The 19,352-nt window shown below is 44.8% G+C and carries 15 protein-coding genes; 9 read left to right on the forward strand and 6 right to left on the reverse strand.

Going from position 1 to position 19,352, the window contains the following annotated elements; genetic code table 11:
* Nucleotides 1–91: 91 nt before the first annotated feature.
* A complete protein-coding gene (icd, locus tag BM100_RS14725; protein ID WP_092512260.1) occupies nucleotides 92–1,345 on the reverse strand; it encodes an NADP-dependent isocitrate dehydrogenase in 1,254 nt (417 codons plus the stop codon).
* Between the two features lie 140 nt (nucleotides 1,346–1,485).
* On the opposite strand from icd, the gene rluE reads away from it, so the two are divergent.
* The 8 genes from rluE to BM100_RS14765 all read left to right on the forward strand — a co-directional run bounded on the left by rluE (nucleotide 1,486) and on the right by BM100_RS14765 (nucleotide 9,844).
* Nucleotides 1,486–2,115, forward strand: a complete 630-nt coding sequence (gene rluE, locus BM100_RS14730) for a 23S rRNA pseudouridine(2457) synthase RluE (RefSeq protein WP_092512404.1) — start codon at nucleotides 1,486–1,488, stop codon at nucleotides 2,113–2,115.
* Nucleotides 2,108–2,560, forward strand: a complete 453-nt coding sequence (locus BM100_RS14735; RefSeq protein ID WP_092512262.1) for an NUDIX hydrolase — start codon at nucleotides 2,108–2,110, stop codon at nucleotides 2,558–2,560. Before rluE ends, BM100_RS14735 begins: the two co-directional genes overlap by 8 nt.
* Before the next feature lie 125 nt (nucleotides 2,561–2,685).
* A complete protein-coding gene (mnmA, locus tag BM100_RS14740; protein ID WP_092512264.1) occupies nucleotides 2,686–3,789 on the forward strand; it encodes a tRNA 2-thiouridine(34) synthase MnmA in 1,104 nt (367 codons plus the stop codon).
* 2 nt (nucleotides 3,790–3,791) lie between these two features.
* Entirely contained in the window at nucleotides 3,792–4,418 is a 627-nt protein-coding gene (hflD, locus tag BM100_RS14745; RefSeq protein ID WP_092512266.1) for a high frequency lysogenization protein HflD, read from the forward strand.
* Nucleotides 4,419–4,494: 76 nt separating this feature from the next.
* The gene (gene purB / locus BM100_RS14750) at nucleotides 4,495–5,865 is read left to right on the forward strand and encodes an adenylosuccinate lyase (protein ID WP_092512268.1); all 1,371 of its coding nucleotides are present in this window, start codon (nucleotides 4,495–4,497) and stop codon (nucleotides 5,863–5,865) included.
* 566 nt (nucleotides 5,866–6,431) lie between these two features.
* Nucleotides 6,432–7,115 (forward strand): two-component system response regulator PhoP, encoded by a 684-nt coding sequence (gene phoP / locus BM100_RS14755; protein ID WP_092512270.1) that lies wholly within the window; start codon nucleotides 6,432–6,434, stop codon nucleotides 7,113–7,115.
* Entirely contained in the window at nucleotides 7,108–8,619 is a 1,512-nt protein-coding gene (gene phoQ, locus BM100_RS14760) for a two-component system sensor histidine kinase PhoQ (RefSeq protein ID WP_092512406.1), read from the forward strand. Before phoP ends, phoQ begins: the two co-directional genes overlap by 8 nt.
* A gap of 103 nt (nucleotides 8,620–8,722) precedes the next feature.
* Nucleotides 8,723–9,844, forward strand: coding sequence for a ribosomal protein uL16 3-hydroxylase (locus BM100_RS14765; protein WP_092512272.1), 1,122 nt, complete (start codon nucleotides 8,723–8,725; stop codon nucleotides 9,842–9,844).
* An 88-nt stretch (nucleotides 9,845–9,932) separates the two neighbouring features.
* On the opposite strand, the gene pepT is transcribed toward BM100_RS14765, so the two are convergent.
* The 5 genes from pepT to lolC all read right to left on the reverse strand — a co-directional run bounded on the left by pepT (nucleotide 9,933) and on the right by lolC (nucleotide 15,380).
* Nucleotides 9,933–11,177: a peptidase T gene (gene pepT, locus BM100_RS14770; protein ID WP_092512274.1), complete on the reverse strand. Its 1,245-nt coding sequence runs from the start codon at nucleotides 11,175–11,177 to the stop codon at nucleotides 9,933–9,935.
* Nucleotides 11,178–11,242: 65 nt separating this feature from the next.
* Nucleotides 11,243–12,073 carry a Sir2 family NAD+-dependent deacetylase gene (gene cobB / locus BM100_RS14775; protein WP_092512276.1) on the reverse strand — a complete coding sequence of 277 codons (831 nt, stop codon included), beginning with the start codon at nucleotides 12,071–12,073 and terminating at the stop codon, nucleotides 11,243–11,245.
* 160 nt (nucleotides 12,074–12,233) lie between these two features.
* Complete coding sequence (lolE, locus tag BM100_RS14780; RefSeq protein WP_092512278.1) at nucleotides 12,234–13,481, reverse strand: lipoprotein-releasing ABC transporter permease subunit LolE; 1,248 nt, start codon at nucleotides 13,479–13,481, stop codon at nucleotides 12,234–12,236.
* Nucleotides 13,481–14,185 (reverse strand): lipoprotein-releasing ABC transporter ATP-binding protein LolD, encoded by a 705-nt coding sequence (lolD, locus tag BM100_RS14785; RefSeq protein WP_092512280.1) that lies wholly within the window; start codon nucleotides 14,183–14,185, stop codon nucleotides 13,481–13,483. Before lolD ends, lolE begins: the two co-directional genes overlap by 1 nt.
* Nucleotides 14,178–15,380, reverse strand: a complete 1,203-nt coding sequence (gene lolC / locus BM100_RS14790) for a lipoprotein-releasing ABC transporter permease subunit LolC (protein WP_092512408.1) — start codon at nucleotides 15,378–15,380, stop codon at nucleotides 14,178–14,180. The genes lolD and lolC overlap by 8 nt, the downstream gene beginning before the upstream one ends.
* Nucleotides 15,381–15,700: 320 nt before the next feature.
* Here lolC and mfd point away from each other — a divergent pair, with 320 nt between their 5' ends.
* Complete coding sequence (gene mfd / locus BM100_RS14800) at nucleotides 15,701–19,141, forward strand: transcription-repair coupling factor (protein ID WP_092512284.1); 3,441 nt, start codon at nucleotides 15,701–15,703, stop codon at nucleotides 19,139–19,141.
* The last annotated feature ends 211 nt before the right edge of the window (nucleotides 19,142–19,352 follow it).

Raw genomic sequence — 19,352 nt, forward strand, 5'->3', positions numbered from 1 at the left:
AGTTTTGCAGGAGTTTTGCAGAAGAATTTTTCAATGCTTAAAATTAACGGGAACCCTTAAGCCCCCGTTATCAATTCAATTAAGCAATCAATTACATATGAGAGATAATTGCATCACCGAACTCGCTACATTTCAGCAGCTTAGCATCATCCATCAGGCGTTCGAAATCGTAAGTCACGGTCTTGGCAGCAATTGAACCTTCCATTCCTTTAACGATTAAGTCTGCGGCTTCGAACCATCCCATGTGGCGCAGCATCATTTCAGCAGAAAGGATCACAGAACCTGGGTTAACTTTATCCTGACCGGCATATTTAGGCGCTGTACCGTGTGTCGCTTCAAATAGTGCGCACTCATCACCAATATTGGCACCAGGAGCGATACCAATACCACCTACCTGTGCAGCCAAGGCGTCAGAAATGTAATCACCATTCAGGTTCATACAAGCAATTACATCATATTCTGCTGGGCGCAGCAGGATTTGTTGCAAGAAAGCATCAGCGATAACATCTTTGATGATGATTTCTTTTCCGTTTTTCGGATTCTTGATCTTAACCCACGGACCGCCATCCAGCAGCTCCCCACCGAATTCGGTACGAGCCAGCTCATAACCCCAATCTTTAAAGGCGCCTTCAGTGAATTTCATGATGTTGCCTTTGTGAACCAATGTCACGGATTCACGATCATTATCAATGGCGTATTCAATTGCAGCGCGCACCAAACGTTTAGTCCCTTCTTCTGAGCAAGGTTTCACGCCGATACCACATTGTTGAGGGAAACGGATTTTGGTGACACCCATTTCATCCTGCAGGAATTTGATGACTTTGTCCGCTTCCGCTGAACCCGCTTTCCATTCAATGCCCGCATAAATATCTTCGGCATTTTCACGGAAAATGACCATATCAGTCAGTTCAGGCTGTTTAACAGGGCTTGGCGTACCTTGATAGTAACGAACAGGACGCAAACAAACATACAGATCCAATTGCTGACGCAGAGCTACGTTCAAAGAACGGATACCGCCGCCGACTGGTGTTGTCAGAGGGCCTTTGATGGCAACACGGTATTCACGGATCAGATCCAGTGTTTCATCTGGCAGCCACACATCTTTGCCATAGATTTGGGTGGATTTTTCACCCGTATAGATTTCCATCCAAGAAACTTTGCGCTCACCGCTATACGCTTTCTGAACTGCTGCATCAACAACTTTCAGCATGACCGGCGTAACATCAACACCAATGCCATCCCCTTCGATATAAGGGATTACTGGGTTATTCGGAACATTTAATTTACCTTTGGCATCAATGGTAATTTTTTTACCTTCCGCCGGAACAACTACTTTGCTTTCCATTAACCTCTCCTTTCAAATAAGCGCAATGCCTTGTTAATTTTTTGTAAGGGACGTGTCAATACTACTTGAATATTCTGCAAACGCCAATGGTCACAGATTTAAGGTATAATATGTCCCCAAATTTTTTACGATGGCTTATCATGACAAATTTCTCTTTTAAAAAACGCAAACTTAACCGATTCAGCCAAAGAAAAAATGACAATCCTATAAAAAAATTAACGGTTCCCAGACGAGTATTAATTTTTAACAAGCCTTATGATGTTCTCCCTCAGTTTACCGATGATATGGGCAGAACAACGCTAAAAGATTTTATTCCATTTACGGACGTTTATGCCGCAGGTCGTCTGGATCGCGATAGTGAAGGTCTGCTTGTTTTGACCAATGATGGGAAGTTGCAGGCTAAGTTAACGCAACCACATAAAAAAACAGCTAAAATTTATTATGTTCAGGTCGAAGGAATTCCTGATGACGCTGCCCTGAATAAATTACGCCGTGGTGTTACGTTAAAAGATGGCCCGACTCTGCCCGCAGGCGCAGAGCTTGTCGAAGAACCTAATTGGCTCTGGGAAAGAGTCCCCCCTATCCGCGAGCGAAAAAGCATTCCGGTCAGTTGGCTCAAAATTACCTTGTATGAGGGCCGTAACCGCCAAGTACGCAGAATGACGGCTCATGTTGGTTTCCCTACATTGCGTTTAATCCGATTTAGCATGGGTTCAATGCAATTAGGAAACCTATCCCCAGGAGAATGGAGAGAAATCGATTTTGTTTAGCCCACACGTTACTGTTGCCTGCATTGTGCATGCAGAAAATAAATTCTTGGTTGTCGAAGAAATTATCAATGGCAAACCGCTCTGGAATCAGCCTGCGGGTCATTTGGAGGCTGATGAAACGTTACTGGCAGCCGCTGAGCGTGAGTTATGGGAAGAAACCGGCATTCGTGCCCAACCACAATCCTTCTTGAAACTGCACCAGTGGGTAGCCCCCGACGGAACGCCATTTATCCGTTTTCTGTTTTTGATTGAAATGGAAACCATCATGGATACCAATCCACAAGATGAAGATATCCATCGTTGCCATTGGTTAAGCGCAGAAGAAATTCTCAAAAGTTCACAACTGCGCTCACCGCTGGTTGCTGAAAGCATTCGTTGCCATCAGGAGCGCAAAACGTATCCGCTCTCAATACTGGACAGTTATGGCTCACCTTTCACTAATTGATCCTTTTACTTGTTGCTTGGTGTAAATGGCACATCAAGCAACAAGAGTGTGAAGACGTTTGATGCACCTTAACAGCCAACGTGCTAAAGTATTGCGTTTGTTTTTTTCCGCAGTGAGATATATCCATGTCAGATAACAGCCAGAAAAAAGTCATTGTCGGCATGTCCGGCGGTGTTGATTCATCAGTTTCCGCCTACCTTCTGCAACAGCAGGGCTATCAGGTCGCAGGGCTGTTCATGAAAAACTGGGAAGAAGACGATGGCGAAGAGTATTGCTCTGCTGCTACCGATCTTGCCGATGCCCAAGCGGTTTGTGACAAATTGGGCATTGAATTACATACCATCAATTTTGCCGCTGAATATTGGGATAATGTTTTTGAACATTTTCTTGCAGAATACAAAGCCGGCAGAACCCCAAACCCAGATATTCTCTGCAACAAAGAAATAAAATTCAAAGCATTCCTGGAATTTGCGGCTGAGGATCTGGAGGCTGATTACATCGCAACAGGGCATTATGTCCGTCGTCGGGATGTAGACGGTATGAGTCAGTTACTCCGTGGCTTGGATGGCAATAAAGATCAAAGTTATTTCCTGTACACCCTAAGCCACCAGCAAGTTGCCAAGAGCCTGTTTCCTGTTGGGGAATTAGAAAAGCCTGAAGTACGCCGTATTGCTGAAGAAATCGGGTTGATTACAGCCAAGAAAAAAGATTCAACCGGCATTTGTTTTATTGGTGAGCGTAAATTCCGTGATTTTCTGGGACGTTACCTGCCAGCCCAACCAGGGCCAATTGTAACCGTGGATGGAGAAACCATCGGCCAGCATACTGGCTTGATGTACCACACACTCGGTCAACGTAAGGGGTTGGGCATTGGCGGAACCAAAAATGGCAGCGAAGAGCCTTGGTATGTTGTTGATAAAGAAGTTGAAAACAACGCACTGATTGTTGCCCAAGGCCATGAGCATCCTCGCTTGATGTCTGTCGGCTTAATTGCACAGCAGCTTCATTGGGTTGATCGCCAGCCATTGAAAACAGAAATTCGTTGTGTAGTGAAGACTCGCTACCGTCAGCAGGATATCCCCTGCACTATCGTTCCCCTGAGCGAAGATAAAATCGAAGTTCGTTTTGACAGCCCTGTCGCTGCTGTCACACCCGGCCAATCGGCCGTATTTTATCAGGATGAAATCTGTCTCGGTGGCGGTGTGATTGAACAACGTATACAGGAGTAGTTGTGGCTAAAAATTATTACGATATTACACTGGCCTTGGCAGGTATCTGCCAGTCAAGCCGCCTGGTACAAACACTGGCCCATGAAGGCCAGTGCGATGCTGATAGTTTTGAAATGATGACCAACAGTATCTTAAATATGAATCCGTCATCCACTCTGGATGTTTTTGGCAACGATGCCTGTAACCTGCGCATTGGCCTCGAAACATTGCTAGGAATATTCAATGGATCGCACAGCGGCATTTCGGCTGAACTGACCCGTTATGTGCTGAGCTTAATGGCACTGGAACGAAAACTGCACAAGAACCAGTCTGCTGCCAATGAGCTGGCAAATCGTATTAACCAGCTGGAACGTCAGCAAGCCTACTTTGAGCCTATGTCAGAGGGAATGTTAAACGCCCTTGCGGGGATTTATGTTGATGTTATCAGCCCGCTGGGATCACGTATTCAAGTCATGGGTTCACCTGACGTACTGCGTAATACATTAACTCAGGCAAAAGTCAGATCTGCATTACTGGCAGGGATCCGCAGCGCGGTGTTATGGCAACAAGTCGGCGGCAGTCGCTTGCAAATCATGTTTTCTCGCCAACGTCTGGTCCGACAGGCCAAAGACATTCTTGCTCATTGCTAGAGCACGTTTGTAACATATAGCGTGACATATAGATTGTTAAATAAAATTGTTAATTAAAATCCGGGAGTTGCTACCAATGGAATTATCCTCACTGACCGCTGTTTCACCCATTGATGGCCGTTACGGCGATAAAGTCAGCACATTGCGCGCTATTTTTAGTGAGTTTGGCTTACTGAAATTTCGTGTGCAAGTCGAAATACGTTGGCTGCAAAAACTGGCCGCTACAACTGAAATTCAGGAAGTTCCTGCTTTTGATGCAAACGCAAACGCTTACCTTGATGAGATTATTCAAAATTTCAATGAACAAGACGCGTTGCGCATTAAAGAGATTGAACGCACAACCAACCATGATGTTAAAGCTGTTGAATATTTTCTGAAAGAAAAAGTTGAACATATCCCTGCACTGCATCAAGTCGCAGAATTTATTCACTTTGCCTGCACATCAGAAGACATCAATAACTTGTCACATGCCCTGATGCTGAAAACAGCCCGTGAGGAAGTTCTGCTGCCTCAATGGCGCCAGTTGATTGATACCATCACGCGTATGGCACATGACTATCGTGATCTTCCTTTGCTGTCTCGTACGCATGGTCAACCAGCCACGCCTTCCACCATCGGCAAGGAGTTGGCGAATGTGGCTTACCGTATGGAACGACAATTCCGTCAGCTCGGTCAAATAGACATTCTGGGCAAAATCAACGGAGCCGTCGGCAATTACAATGCTCACTTGTCAGCTTACCCACAAGTTGACTGGCATCAATTCAGCGAATCATTTGTTACGTCATTGGGCATTCAGTGGAACCCATATACCACCCAGATTGAACCTCATGATTACATCGCAGAATTATTCGATTGCGTTGCACGTTTCAATACAATCCTTCTCGATTTTGACCGTGATATCTGGGGTTACGTCGCCCTGAACCATTTCAAGCAAAAAACCATTGCTGGTGAAATTGGTTCTTCCACCATGCCACACAAAGTCAATCCTATTGACTTCGAAAACTCTGAAGGCAATTTAGGATTGGCAAACGCAGTTCTGGGTCACCTTGCCAGCAAACTTCCTGTTTCACGCTGGCAGCGGGATCTCACGGATTCAACCGTCCTGCGCAATTTAGGGGTCGGTCTGGGGTATGCTTTGATTGCCTATCAATCCACAATGAAGGGCTTGAATAAGCTGGAAGTTAATGAACAGCATCTGCTGGATGAACTGAATCACAACTGGGAAGTTCTGGCTGAGCCAATCCAAACTGTAATGCGTCGTTATGGTATTGAAAAACCATATGAAAAACTAAAAGAGTTAACCCGTGGTAAACGTGTTGATGCAGAAGGCATGAAAACGTTCATTGATAGCCTCGAATTACCTGAGGAGGAAAAAGAACGTCTCAAGGCCATGACACCAGCAAATTACATCGGTTACGCTACTTCATTGGTTGATAAACTGAAATAACCTCACTGTTTAGTGGATTTCACGTCACTACCAACAAATCCACAACTTGCTAAACAGTAGTTATCTTCATGTATATGAACGGGAAATATCCCGTTCATATATCAATACCTCTCCCCATTACTTTGCATGCCATCAGTTGTAAATCAACAGGCCACAACTTTCTTTTCTCTTCTTTTTAAAACGGCTATAAACGTTTGCTATTTTTTAGCAGAACTATCAACGACATTGTCGGCCCATAAATAATTACTTGAATAATCACATAAATAGCATAGAGGGAAATATATCCAATAAAACAACTGGTTGCATGTGTATTATTTCTGGAAATATAAAAATGAAATTACGGACAAAATATAAATGAAACATAAACTTATTTGTTATTTTAATATAACCATTTGTTTTTAAATGCCTCGATCATTAATATGGCAATAAAGGCCAAATGGTTACTATACTTAGCTTAGTCATAATAATATATTTCATAATTTTGTTTAATCTTTATTGACGAAACTAATTAATTAGCTATTTTAAATTTATTTAGTAAACATTACTGATTAACAAAAGGAATCATTATGCGGATATTGATTGTTGAAGATAACGCATTACTTCGCCATCACTTAACCGTACAACTACGGGATATCGGACATCAAGTCGATGCTGCGGAAAATGCCAAAGAAGCTGACTACTACCTTAAAGAAAGTCACCCAGATATTGCTATTGTTGATCTGGGTCTGCCGGGAGAAGATGGGCTCACCATGTTGCGACGTTGGCGCAATGAGCAGATTAATTTACCTATACTCGTACTGACTGCCCGTGAAAGCTGGCAGGAAAAGGTCAATGTACTGAACGCAGGCGCAGATGATTACGTCACTAAACCTTTTCATCTGGAAGAAATTAATGCCCGGATACAGGCTTTAATGCGGCGTAATAGTGGATTGGCTTCTCAACTTGTTGAGTTATCGCCTTTTTTAATTGATCTTTCACGAAAAGAGTTTTCAGTTAATGATACCAATATCAGGTTGACTGCCTTTGAATATACCATCATCGAAACCTTGATGCGTAATAATGGCAAAGTTGTCAGCAAGGAATCATTAATGCGTCAGTTATATCCAGACGCTGAATTACGTGAAAGTCATACAATTGATGTATTAATGGGGCGTTTAAGGAAAAAAATATTGAATGAATGGCCTAACGAGGTAATTGTTACTGTTCGTGGTCAAGGATATCGTTTTGATGTTAAAGAGCAAGATGCCTAGGTTCTCTGAAAAATACTTTTCTCTGAGGGCTCGGTTTCTCATGGCAACGGCAGTTATTATTCTTGCCATGACCTTATCATATGGAATTGTTGCTATTATTGGGTATTCAGTGAGTTTCGATAAAGCTAGTTATGCGATACTCCATACCCAAAGTAAATTCTTTACCTCTCTTGCCAGGTGGGAAAACAATAAACTGGATATAATTGCTCCCCCAAGTGTTTTTGCGAATAACAAGATGTTAACGTTGATTTATGACCAAAACGGAAATCTTCTCTGGCGCCAAAATAATGTGCCTGAATTGGAAAAGAAGCTGAACCCGGAGTGGTTGAAAAAAGAAGGAATATATTTGCTGGAAAGATATGGCAAAGAGAATGGGAACTTTATTTATAACCAAACACCAACTTCAGATTCAAGTGGTGCGAAAGATACCAGAGGTGAAAAAGATCCAAAAAATAAAATAAATGAAGCAAAAAAAACAGATAACGACGGTAATACATCATTGATTTATTTTGTTGCTGTAAGTATTTATCCAGCAACAGATAATCTACCTGCAATGACTGTCGTTATCATTGATAATATTCCGCAAAATGTACAAGAGTCAGCAAAAGTCTGGAAAATGTTTGGTTATGTGCTGATAGCCAATTTGCTGCTCGTTATTCCGTTAATCTGGCTTGCTGCTGATTGGAGCCTCAAGCCAATTAAATCGCTTATTACTCAAATAAGTTCTTTAGAAAAAGGGGAACGAGAAAAGCTGGATGAGAACCCACCTTCTGAGTTGAAAACCTTGGTCAGGAATTTAAATGCCCTATTGGACAATGAGCGCAAGCGTTATGCTAAATACCACACAACGCTGTCAGATTTGACGCACAGTCTAAAAACACCGTTGGCCGTTTTGCAATCAACGCTACGCTCTCTAAGACCACCGCAAAAAACCACCATTAAGCAAGCTGAACCCATCATGCTTGAACAGATTGACAGAATCTCCCAGCAGATTGGTTATTATCTGCATCGAGCCAATATGCGCAGCGATCATAACCTGATGCTGAGGCAAGTGTCTTCCGTTCCAATTCTATTGGATAGCTTAATCAGTGCGTTGGTAAAGGTATATCAGCAAAAAGGTGTACACGTCACGCTAGATATATCCCCTGAGGTGACATGGCTGGGTGAAAAAAATGATTTTTTGGAAGTGATGGGAAATGTGCTGGATAACGCTTGCAAATATTGTTTGGAGTTTGTTGAAGTCACCGCCACCATGGACGAAAACTCCGTCACCATCATTGTTGATGATGACGGGCCGGGCGTTCCGCCAGATAAGCATGAGATGATTTTTCAACGCGGTCTGCGGGCTGATACTCTTCGTTCAGGGCAAGGGCTTGGGCTTTCAATCGCTTCTGAAATTGTCGAGCAATATGATGGTGATATCAGCATTGAAGATAGCCCACTGGGTGGTGTGCGAATGAAAGTCGTTTTTCGGGCGCAGCAAATTAACAACGACGATAATTAGGCAATTTCTGACAGAGTCGAGAAATATTGACACCAAGTCTGATATCGTCGTTGACTATTCGTTATAATAGCCCGAAATTCACTTCTCACTTCAGGATGTCATCATGGATTATCAGCTAAATCTGGACTGGCAGGCGTTTTTGCAAAATCATTGGCAAAAACGACCGTTGCTGATTAAACAAGGTTTCCATCAGTTTATTGATCCCCTTTCTCCTGATGAGTTGGCGGGATTGGCGATGGAAAATGAAATCGATAGTCGCTTGGTCAGCCAGAAAAATGGCCGTTGGGAAGTTTCCCATGGACCATTCGAAGATTACGACCATTTAGACACAAAAGACTGGTCATTGCTTGTACAAGCCGTTGATCACTGGCATCTTCCTTCCTCTGCATTGATGAAACCATTCCGGGTACTGTCTGATTGGCGCATGGATGATCTGATGGTCTCTTTTTCTGTACCGGGCGGCGGTGTTGGCCCTCATCTTGACCAATATGACGTCTTTATCATTCAAGGAAAGGGCCGTCGACGTTGGCGTGTGGGCGAGAAAATCCCCATGAAACAACATTGCCCGCATCCTGATTTATTGCAGGTAGAACCGTTTGAAGCCATCATTGATGAAGAAATGCTACCGGGCGATATTCTTTACATTCCACCAGGCTTTCCACATGAAGGCTATGCCATTGAGGATTCCCTGAACTATTCAGTGGGGTTCCGAGCTCCCAATGCGCGTGAATTATTCAGTGGATTTGCTGATTACATACTGGCAAACGAATTAGGCAGTCATCGCTACAGCGACCCTAAACTGGCATTACGTGAGAATCCAGCTTTAATCCAAACCGACGAACTGGCTACTCTGCGTTCAATGATGCTTGAGTTGCTGGATCAACCTGAGACATTCCAGAATTGGTTTGGTGAGTTTATCTCCCAATCACGCCATGAGCTGGATCTTGCTCAACCTGAACCACCTTATGAAAGTGATGAAATCTATGAATTGCTGAAACAAGGTGAAGAATTAAATCGGCTGAGTGGATTGCGTGTTCTGCGTGTCGGTGATCAATGCTTCGTTAATGGTGAATTGATGGAGACTCCCCACCTCCACGCTGCGGATGCGCTTTGCCAGTATAGCAAGGTCAACGCAGAGCTGTTGGGTGATGCCATCGACGATGTTCGGTTCGTCAGCCTGCTGACTGCTTTGGTTAATAGTGGTTATTGGTATTTCAACGATTGATTTTCATTCATCGTTACCCATGACAATCGTTACCAATCCAATAAAGGGGAGCTATGCAGCTCCCCTTTATGATGGGATTAATCTGACGTTAATCCGGTAAAACACCGTGCTCATGCTTCGCTGTCAATTCAGCAATTCGCATAATAACATTCACTGCCTGTTCCATGCCTTCCAGCGAAATGAATTCATGCTTACTGTGGTAATTGTACCCGCCGGTGAAAATATTCGGGCATGGCAGGCCGCGATAAGAAAGCTGCGCCCCATCTGTACCGCCACGAATTGGCTGAATTATCGGCTCAATACCACAATCCAGCATGGCCTGTTTGGCTATATCAATAACGTGTGGATGTTTAATTATTTCACTGTGCATATTGTAGTAGCTATCATCCATTGTCAGCTCAATATAGCAATCTGGGTGTAGATCTTTTCCGATTTTTTCAGCGATAGTAAACAACGTTTCTTTCCGTTTTTCAAAATCCGTACTGTCAAAATCTCGAATGAGATAGTGCATTTCCGCACGTTCCACCGTGCCCTTGATACTCTCCAAGTGATAGAAACCTTCATACCCTTCTGTTTTTTCCGGCGTTTCTTCAGAAGGCAGCGCATGATGGATCTGCATTGCCAAAGATAATGCATTGACCATCACCCCTTTGGCGCTCCCGGTATGAACCATGTTGCCTATAATTTTAATAACCACTGATGCAGCGTTAAAGTTTTCAAACTCCAGTTCCCCCACTCCCCCGCCATCAACGGTATAGGCCCATTCAGCACCAAATGCTGCAATGTCTAAATAGTGCCCTCCGGAACCAATTTCTTCATCGGGTGTGAAAGCAATGCGTATATCGCCATGTGGAATATCTTGTTGTTTCAACCGCACCATTGCTGTGATGATTTCAGCGATCCCCGCTTTATTATCAGCACCCAGCAACGTTTTCCCGTCAGTCGTTATCAATGTCTTGCCCAACAAATCATGCAATACAGGAAACATGACCGGCGATAACACTTCATCCCCCATTCCCAATGCAATATCTCCCCCACGGTAATTCTCCAGAATTTGGGGATTAACATGTTTGCCGGAAAAATCAGGTGAGGTATCAAGATGTGAAATGAAGCCAATAACAGGTACAGGCCAAGCAACATTTGATGGTACGGTTGCCATAACATACCCTTGTTCATCAAGGGTAACATCAGAAAAACCAAGTTGAATCAGTTCATCGTATAACTCTTTACCAAGTTTCAGTTGGCCGTTACTGCTGGGAATGGTTTTAGCGGATGGTTTTGATTGAGTATTAAATGCAATATAGTTAAAAAAACGCTCTAATAATCTATCCATCTTCTCCTCCCTAAATCACGTGGGTTTATTATGGAGAAGATGGATAGAGCAAATCTTGCGTCAAATCAGCTTTTATCTGCCTTCATCTGCTGAATTAAGGTTTGTACATATCCAGTGACAACTTTGCTGGCATGACCATAATGTTTTTCATCAAACAGATTTTCAACCTGGCTTGGCTCCAGATTCAATTCAACAGTATGTGCCCCAGACAATTTCGCTTCATGCACGAAACCAGCCGCAGGATAAACATGGCCTGACGTGCCAATCGCAATAAAAATATCAGCTTCCGCCAAAGCAGAATAAATTTGTTCCATGCCTAATGGCATTTCCCCAAACCATACAACATGAGGGCGCAAATAGGAGGGAAACTGGCAGCAATGGCAACGATCATCCATCGTTAATTCACTTGTCCACTCGATCACTTGGCCGGACTGACAACAACGAACTTTCAGCAATTCACCATGCATATGCAACACACGGCGGCTGCCTGCACGTTCATGCAGATTATCAATATTTTGTGTCACCAACAGAAAACGATCGCCAAGAAGCTGCTCAAGTTCTGCCAAAGCATAATGTGCGGCATTGGGTTTAATTTCCAATTGTTGAAGCTGCTCCCGACGTGCATTGTAGAATGCCTGAACCATATCAGGATCCTTCTGGAAGCCTTCCGGTGTGGCAACATCTTCCACCCGATGTTCTTCCCACAGGCCGTCAGAAGCGCGAAATGTTTGAATGCCTGATTCGGCAGAGATCCCTGCCCCAGTCAGCACCACCACATAGGGTTTTTCTATTTTATTTGCCAATCGAATATCCCTGTAAAAGTTTTGTCGATGTAATCGCTGACGCCGTAACCGTTTAATCCGGTAAAATTTACCGTGCCGATAACGAACCCGCATGTCACCATTTCCTTGTCATGTCATTATTAAATGATTATATGCTCTACTTTCCAAGTGCATTATCTGAAAATACGACTTAAGCGTATTTTTTGTGCTGATTTTCTTACTAAGACAAAATTATACAATAACTTGCTTCGAGGTAAGTTGATACCTTGACTTATTATTGACCACTCAAAATTCGTGCTGGATCAAGTTTGCTGGCCCGACGAGCCGGATACCAACTGGCCAACAGGCTTAATATCAACGCTGTCAGCAGAACATAAAAGACATCCATTGCATGCAATTCCGAGGGCAGGAAATCAATGAAATAGACATCTCCTGACAGGAATTGATGCCCGATCAACTTTTCCAGTCCTTTAATCATAGGCGTCAAATTTAATGATATGAAAACGCCAACGACGGCGCCAATACCGCTGCCAATCATCCCCGCAATTGAGCCATACCACAAAAAGATCGCTCTGACATGGGCATCTTTGGCACCCAAAGTACGCAGGATCGCGATATCGCTGCTTTTATCTTTCACCGCCATAATCAAGGTTGAAATAATGTTGAAACAAGCGACGCCAATAACCAAGATCATGGCCAGATACATGATGCTTCGTACCATCTGGATGTCGTTATACATATAGCCATAGTCTTTTATCCACGTGCTGATATACACATACCTCCCTGTTGCTTTACCCGCAGCCAAAACCCGCTGATCTGCCGCAAAGACATTATCTGCCTTAATGGCAATACCTGTGATGGCATTACCGTAATCCAGATATTGCTGGGCATCAGATAAAGGTACCAGAGCCAGACTATGATCCAGCATGCCACTTAACTGGAAAACACCCGAGACTTGTAAGCGAATGCGCTTGGGCTGCAAAAGTTTTAAACTTGGATCGCTATTGGGGATCATGACAGTCAGCCAATCCCCTTGTTTGACATGCAGAGAATTGGCGACGCCCTGCCCCAAAATGACCTGATTTTTCCCCGCGCTGAAGTGGTTCCACGCCCCGCGGCTCACAAATTGAGGCAAGGAGCTGACTTCTGTCTCTGTCGCCAAATCCACCCCACGTACCTGTACGGCATGGAGCTTTTCCCCGCGTTCCATCAAGCCGGTAAATTCAACATAGGGGGATGCCCCGGCAATTCCCGGAGTGTGCTTTACCTGTTCCAGTGCAGGCTTCCAATCCTGAAAAGGTTGCTCTACCGCATAAATTTGCCCGTGAGGCACAACAGAAAGTATCCGGTTATTCAACTCACGTTCGAACCCGTTCATTGCGCTCAGGCCGATAATCAGTACCGCAACACCCAGCATAATGCCCAGAGTTGAAATAACAGAAATCAAGGAAACCATCCCTGAACGGCGGCGACCTCTGCTGAATCGTAATGCGGTAAATAATGCAAGAGGCAGATTTGCCATTACATCTCCCCCGTCAGGGTTAATTCATCCTGTAGATAACCATCACGCATTTCTACCTGACGGGTCAGGCGATTGGCTAAAGCCAGATCATGGGTCACCACCAAAAATGCTGTACCTTGCCGTTGATTCAATTCTTGCAAGAGCTGGAACACACTCTCAGCATTACGCTGGTCAAGGTTGCCTGTGGGTTCATCCGCCAATACCAGAGAAGGCTCATTTACCAATGCCCGGGCAATTGCAACACGCTGGCGCTCTCCTCCAGACAATTCAGACGGTCGGTGATGCGCCCGCTTTTCCAGCCCGACGGCCGCCAACATGTCCAGTGCCTTTTGTTTAGCCAACTGACGTTTTTTTCCACCAATAAATAGCGGCATGGCAACATTTTCCAACGCATTAAAATCCGGCAAGAGGTGGTGAAACTGGTAAATAAAACCAATTTCGTTATTCCGTAGTTCTGCACGCACAGAAGAAGACATATGATTCAAGGACTGCCCCTTGAAAATCACTTCACCAGCCGTGGGAGAATCCAACCCTCCAAGCAAATGCAATAACGTACTTTTACCCGATCCGGAGCTGCCGACGATTGCCATCATTTCTCCTTGCTGCATAGAAAAAGTGACATTTTTCAACACCTCTGTGGAAACATTTCCTTCCTGATATTTTTTACACAGATGATGACACAGCAATAAGGGTTGGTTACTCATAACGTAGAGCCTCAGCAGGTTGGACGGCAGCCGCGCGCCAGGATGGATATAAAGTCGAAAGCAAAGATATCAGCATGGCACTGACCGCAATAACCACTACTTGCATAGGATCAAGTGCAACAGGGAGTTTGATCCCTTCAGTCAACAGACCAATCACCGGCATCAAATTGTTCAACTGGCTGGAAAGCAGTATTCCCAGCCCTGTTCCCAACAGAGCACCGATAATGCCCGCCCCTGCGCCTTGTAACATAAAGATTGCCATTATCTGGCGACGGGTCAGCCCTTGAGTCTGCAAGATGGCGATTTCACCTTGTTTTTCCATCACAAGCAAAGAAAGTGAAGTAATGATATTAAAAGCGGCGACGGCGATAATGAGGCTCAATAACAGACCCATCATATTTTTCTCCATGCGCACCGCCTGGAAAAATTCACCTTTACGCTCACGCCAATCTTTCCAAATTAACCCATCCGGTAGTTTTTGCTGGCTCAGTTCATCAACTGACAGTGGTTTGTCTAGATACAAACGCCATCCGGTAATATCCCCGATGGGATAACGCAGCAAACGTGATGCATCTTGCTGATTGACCAGCATTTCTGTGTCATCAACCTCACTGTTAGCATAAAACGTACCTGCGACAGTAAATAGCCTCTGGCTGGGAATTCTGCCCATTGGCGTTAATTGACTGGCGCTGGGTACAATAACGCGAATTTGATCACCACGTTTAACCCCCAATTTTATCGCCAGCTTTTCTCCCAAAATGACAAAATAACGTCCGGCTTGCAGCTGACTGCGATCACCATCGTCTATATGTTCCGCCAAAGGTGAATATTCATCAGGTGTAATCCCCAGCATAACGCCGACACCAACATTGCGGGGACTTTGTAGCACCACATCTCCCTGTACCAAAGGGGTAATACGGTTAACACCTTTTAAACCCGAAAGTTCACTACTCGGATGTTCAGTGGGATTAATAGAACCCTGTTCCGATGTAATGATTGCCTGGGGCATAAAACCCAAAATACTTCCTTCCAATGTGCGTTCAAAGCCGTTCATCACTGACAAAACGGTGATCAATGCCGCCACACCCAGCGTGATGCCAATTGCTGATAGCCATGAAACAAAACGGCCAAACTTGTCGACCGCTCGCCCGCGCATATAGCGCAATCCTATAAATAATGAGACAGATTGAAACATGAAATCTGTACGCCCCTGTTGCCAAAGCAAAGTGTTCAGGGATAATAAAGGGTAGCAATACTTTATGGAACCACCCATATCCCGGTTATGTGGTTTTTTTTACTTTATCTCAACCTGCCAGCGTATTTATTGTATACCCTATGGATTTTAAAGTGCATCGAGTCGGCAAGGGAGTGATCCTCGGAAGCATAGATAACTATGTGGCCGAAGTGAACAAGTACAGCCAACAAAGAGACTATTTGAAACACGACGGGTATAAAGCTACTGGGTCAAAAATGTGTTGGGAATGAACTGAATCTTAGAGAACACATCAAACGCTTATGTCAGCAAAATATCGTTATCAACTTCCTGAACGCCGTGGTGATATCCGCCACTTAGGTCATTTAACGGGTGCGGCCAGTGCCGTTGAATGTGCAGAAATCATTGAACGTCACTCAGGGCCAATACTGCTGGTGACAAAGGATATGCAGAACGCCCTGCGATTGCGTGATGAAATCCAACAATTCACCCATGCCCCAATAAATATGATGTCAGATTGGGAAACACTGCCTTACGATAGTTTTTCTCCCCATCAAGAAATCATTTCCAATCGCCTGTCTACACTGTACCACTTACCCTTTATGACGAAAGGTGCGTTGATCCTTCCCGTCAATACGTTAATGCAACTTGTCTGCCCACACGGTTATCTTAAAGGGCATGCCTTGGTCATGCATAAAGGGCAACAGCTTTCCCGCGATAAATTACGGGCAGAGTTAGAACAAGCGGGCTATCGCAGCGTTGAGCAAGTGCTTGAACATGGTGAGTTTGCCACGCGTGGGGCTTTGTTCGACCTATTCCCCATGGGAAGCGAACACCCTTACCGCATTGACTTTTTTGACGATGAAATAGATAGCCTGCGCATTTTTGACGTCGATACTCAACGAACGCTGACAGAGGTAGAAAAAATCAGTTTATTGCCAGCCCATGAGTTTCCGACTGATAAGGAAGCGATTGAGCTGTTTCGCAGCCAGTGGCGTGAACAGTTTGAAGTTCGCCGTGATGCTGAACATATTTACCAGCAAGTCAGCAAAAAAATGTTGCCTGCTGGAATCGAATATTGGCAACCGTTGTTTTTTGAACAACCCTTGCCTTCCCTCTTCGATTATTTACCTGAAAATACGCTGGTTATTACACAAGATTTAATCAATGCAGCAGAGCGTTTCTGGCAAGATACAGAACAACGCTTTGAAAGCCGCAAGGTTGATCCCATGCGTCCGCTGCTTTCTCCTGAAAAAATTTGGTTGCCCGTCAATAAGCTATTTTCAGCCTTGAAAAACTGGCCTCGCATTCAGATAAGCAACGAAGCCCTTGCTCAAAAGACAGGAAATACCAACCTTGCCTATCAATCTCTGCCTGATTTATCGATTGCAGCCCAACATAAAGCGCCATTAGATAAATTACGTCGCTTCATGGAACAGTTCAGCGGCAAGATTATCTTTTCAGTGGAAAGCGAAGGCCGCCGGGAATCCGTACAGGAGTTGCTGTCGCGAATCAAGGTCAGCCCGACAAAAATCAATCAATTGTCAGAAGCCAATCAATCTGGTCACTTTTTGATGATTGGTGCAGCAGAACACGGTTTTGTTGACGAAGAAAATCAACTCGCACTTATCTGTGAAAGCGACATGCTCGGTGAGCGGGTTAGCCGTCGCCGCCAAGATAATCGACGCACGATAAATACCGATACGTTAATCCGCAATCTTGCTGAATTACGGCATGGTCAGCCTGTTGTGCACCTTGAACACGGAGTCGGGCGCTATCAAGGGTTAACCACGCTGGAAGCCGGTGGAATCAAAGCTGAATATCTTATTCTGACCTACTCCGGGGAAGACAAACTCTATGTACCTGTATCCTCCCTTCATTTAATCAGCCGTTATGCCGGTGGCGCTGAAGAGAGCGCGCCCTTGCACAAGCTGGGGGGAGAAGCATGGAGCAAGGCTCGCCAGAAAGCCGCAGAAAAAGTGTGTGATGTGGCGGCTGAATTATTGGATGTTTACGCGCAACGAGCTGTCAAATCGGGTTTTGCCTTCACCAATGATCGCGAACAATATCAACTGTTCTGCCAAAACTTCCCATTCGATACCACTCCAGATCAAGAACAAGCCATCAATGCGGTTATCAATGACATGTGCCAACCCATTGCCATGGATCGGCTGGTATGTGGTGATGTCGGTTTCGGGAAAACAGAAGTCGCAATGCGCGCTGCATTTCTTGCCATCACCAATAACAAGCAGGTTGCCGTGTTAGTGCCAACGACCTTATTGGCGCAGCAGCATTATGATAATTTCCGCGATCGCTTTGCCAATTGGCCGGTACACATTGAAGTGATGTCACGTTTTCGCAGTGCGAAAGAGCAACAGCAAGTCATTGATATGGCAGCGGAAGGAAAAGTCGATATTATCATCGGCACTCACAAGCTCCTGCAAAGTGATCTGCGCTGGAAAGATCTTGGCTTGTTGATTGTCGATGAGGAACACCGCTTTGGTGTCCGCCATAAAGAGCGTATTAAAGCCATCCGTGCGGATGTTGATGTTCTGACTTTGACCGCAACCCCGATTCCCCGCACCCTCAACATGGCAATGAGCGGAATGCGTGATCTGTCCATTATTGCAACACCTCCGGCCCGTCGTTTGGCAGTAAAAACTTTCGTGCGGGAGTATGACAACCTGATCATTCGCGAATCCATTCTGCGTGAAATTTTGCGTGGCGGGCAGGTGTACTATCTGTATAACGATGTCGAAAATATTGAAAAGGCCAAAATCCGCCTTGAAGAGTTAGTACCGGAAGCCAGAATTGTTGTTGGTCATGGACAAATGCGTGAGCGTGATCTGGAACGCGTCATGACGGATTTCCACCACCAGCGTTTTAATGTTCTGGTTTGTACCACGATTATTGAGACAGGGATTGATATTCCCAGCGCCAATACCATCATTATTGAGCGTGCTGATCATTTCGGCTTGGCTCAATTGCATCAATTGCGGGGACGGGTTGGGCGCTCGCATCATCAAGCCTACGCCTATTTATTGACCCCTCATCCAAAAGCCATGACCAGTGATGCACAAAAGCGGCTAGAAGCCATTGCATCCCTTGAAGATTTAGGAGCCGGTTTTGCGTTGGCTACCCATGATTTGGAAATCAGGGGAGCCGGTGAGTTACTGGGTGAAGATCAAAGTGGGCAAATGGCCAGCATCGGTTTCACGCTTTATATGGAATTATTGGAAAGCGCCGTTAACGCACTCAAGGAAGGCCGTGAACCTTCACTTGAAGATTTAAGCAGTAGTCAGACAGATATAGAATTGCGCATGCCTGTCTTACTTCCTGATGACTATATTCCCGATGTTAATATGCGTCTGTCTTTCTATAAACGTATCGCCAGTGCGCGGGATGATAATGAACTGGAAGAGCTTAAGGTCGAGCTCATAGACCGGTTTGGCTTGCTCCCTGATCCGGGTCGGCAGTTGCTGCAATCCGCGTCTATTCGTCTGGCAGCACATAGCTTGGGCATTAAACGGATTGAAGCACACGAAAAAGGTGGTTTCATCGAATTTAGTCATGACAATAAAGTTGACCCTAACTATTTGATCGGATTATTGCAGACACAACCCAATGTTTATCGTCTTGATGGCCCATCGAAACTAAAATTCATTACCGAATTGACCGAACGGGCGGCCCGTGTTTCTTTCATCCAGCAATTATTGGAGTCTTTCGCTAAACATTCACTGTGAGCCCAATAGGTTCCGGCAACAATCACTGGCTTTCGCTCAGTGGAAAATGGGAATGAACAGTGGACAGGAAAATGGCTCAGAAAATGGATAGAAAGATTAAGGGTTAATTTTAAGATTGCGCTATCACGCCAACGCAATTCACCAAAGTCGTTTCATGTGAATTACGTGCAAAGATAGCGCAATCATGTACGCTATCTTTGGCCATTGGGCA

Origin of the sequence: Xenorhabdus mauleonii, assembly GCF_900113945.1 — a bacterium.
GTDB lineage: Bacteria > Pseudomonadota > Gammaproteobacteria > Enterobacterales > Enterobacteriaceae > Xenorhabdus > Xenorhabdus mauleonii.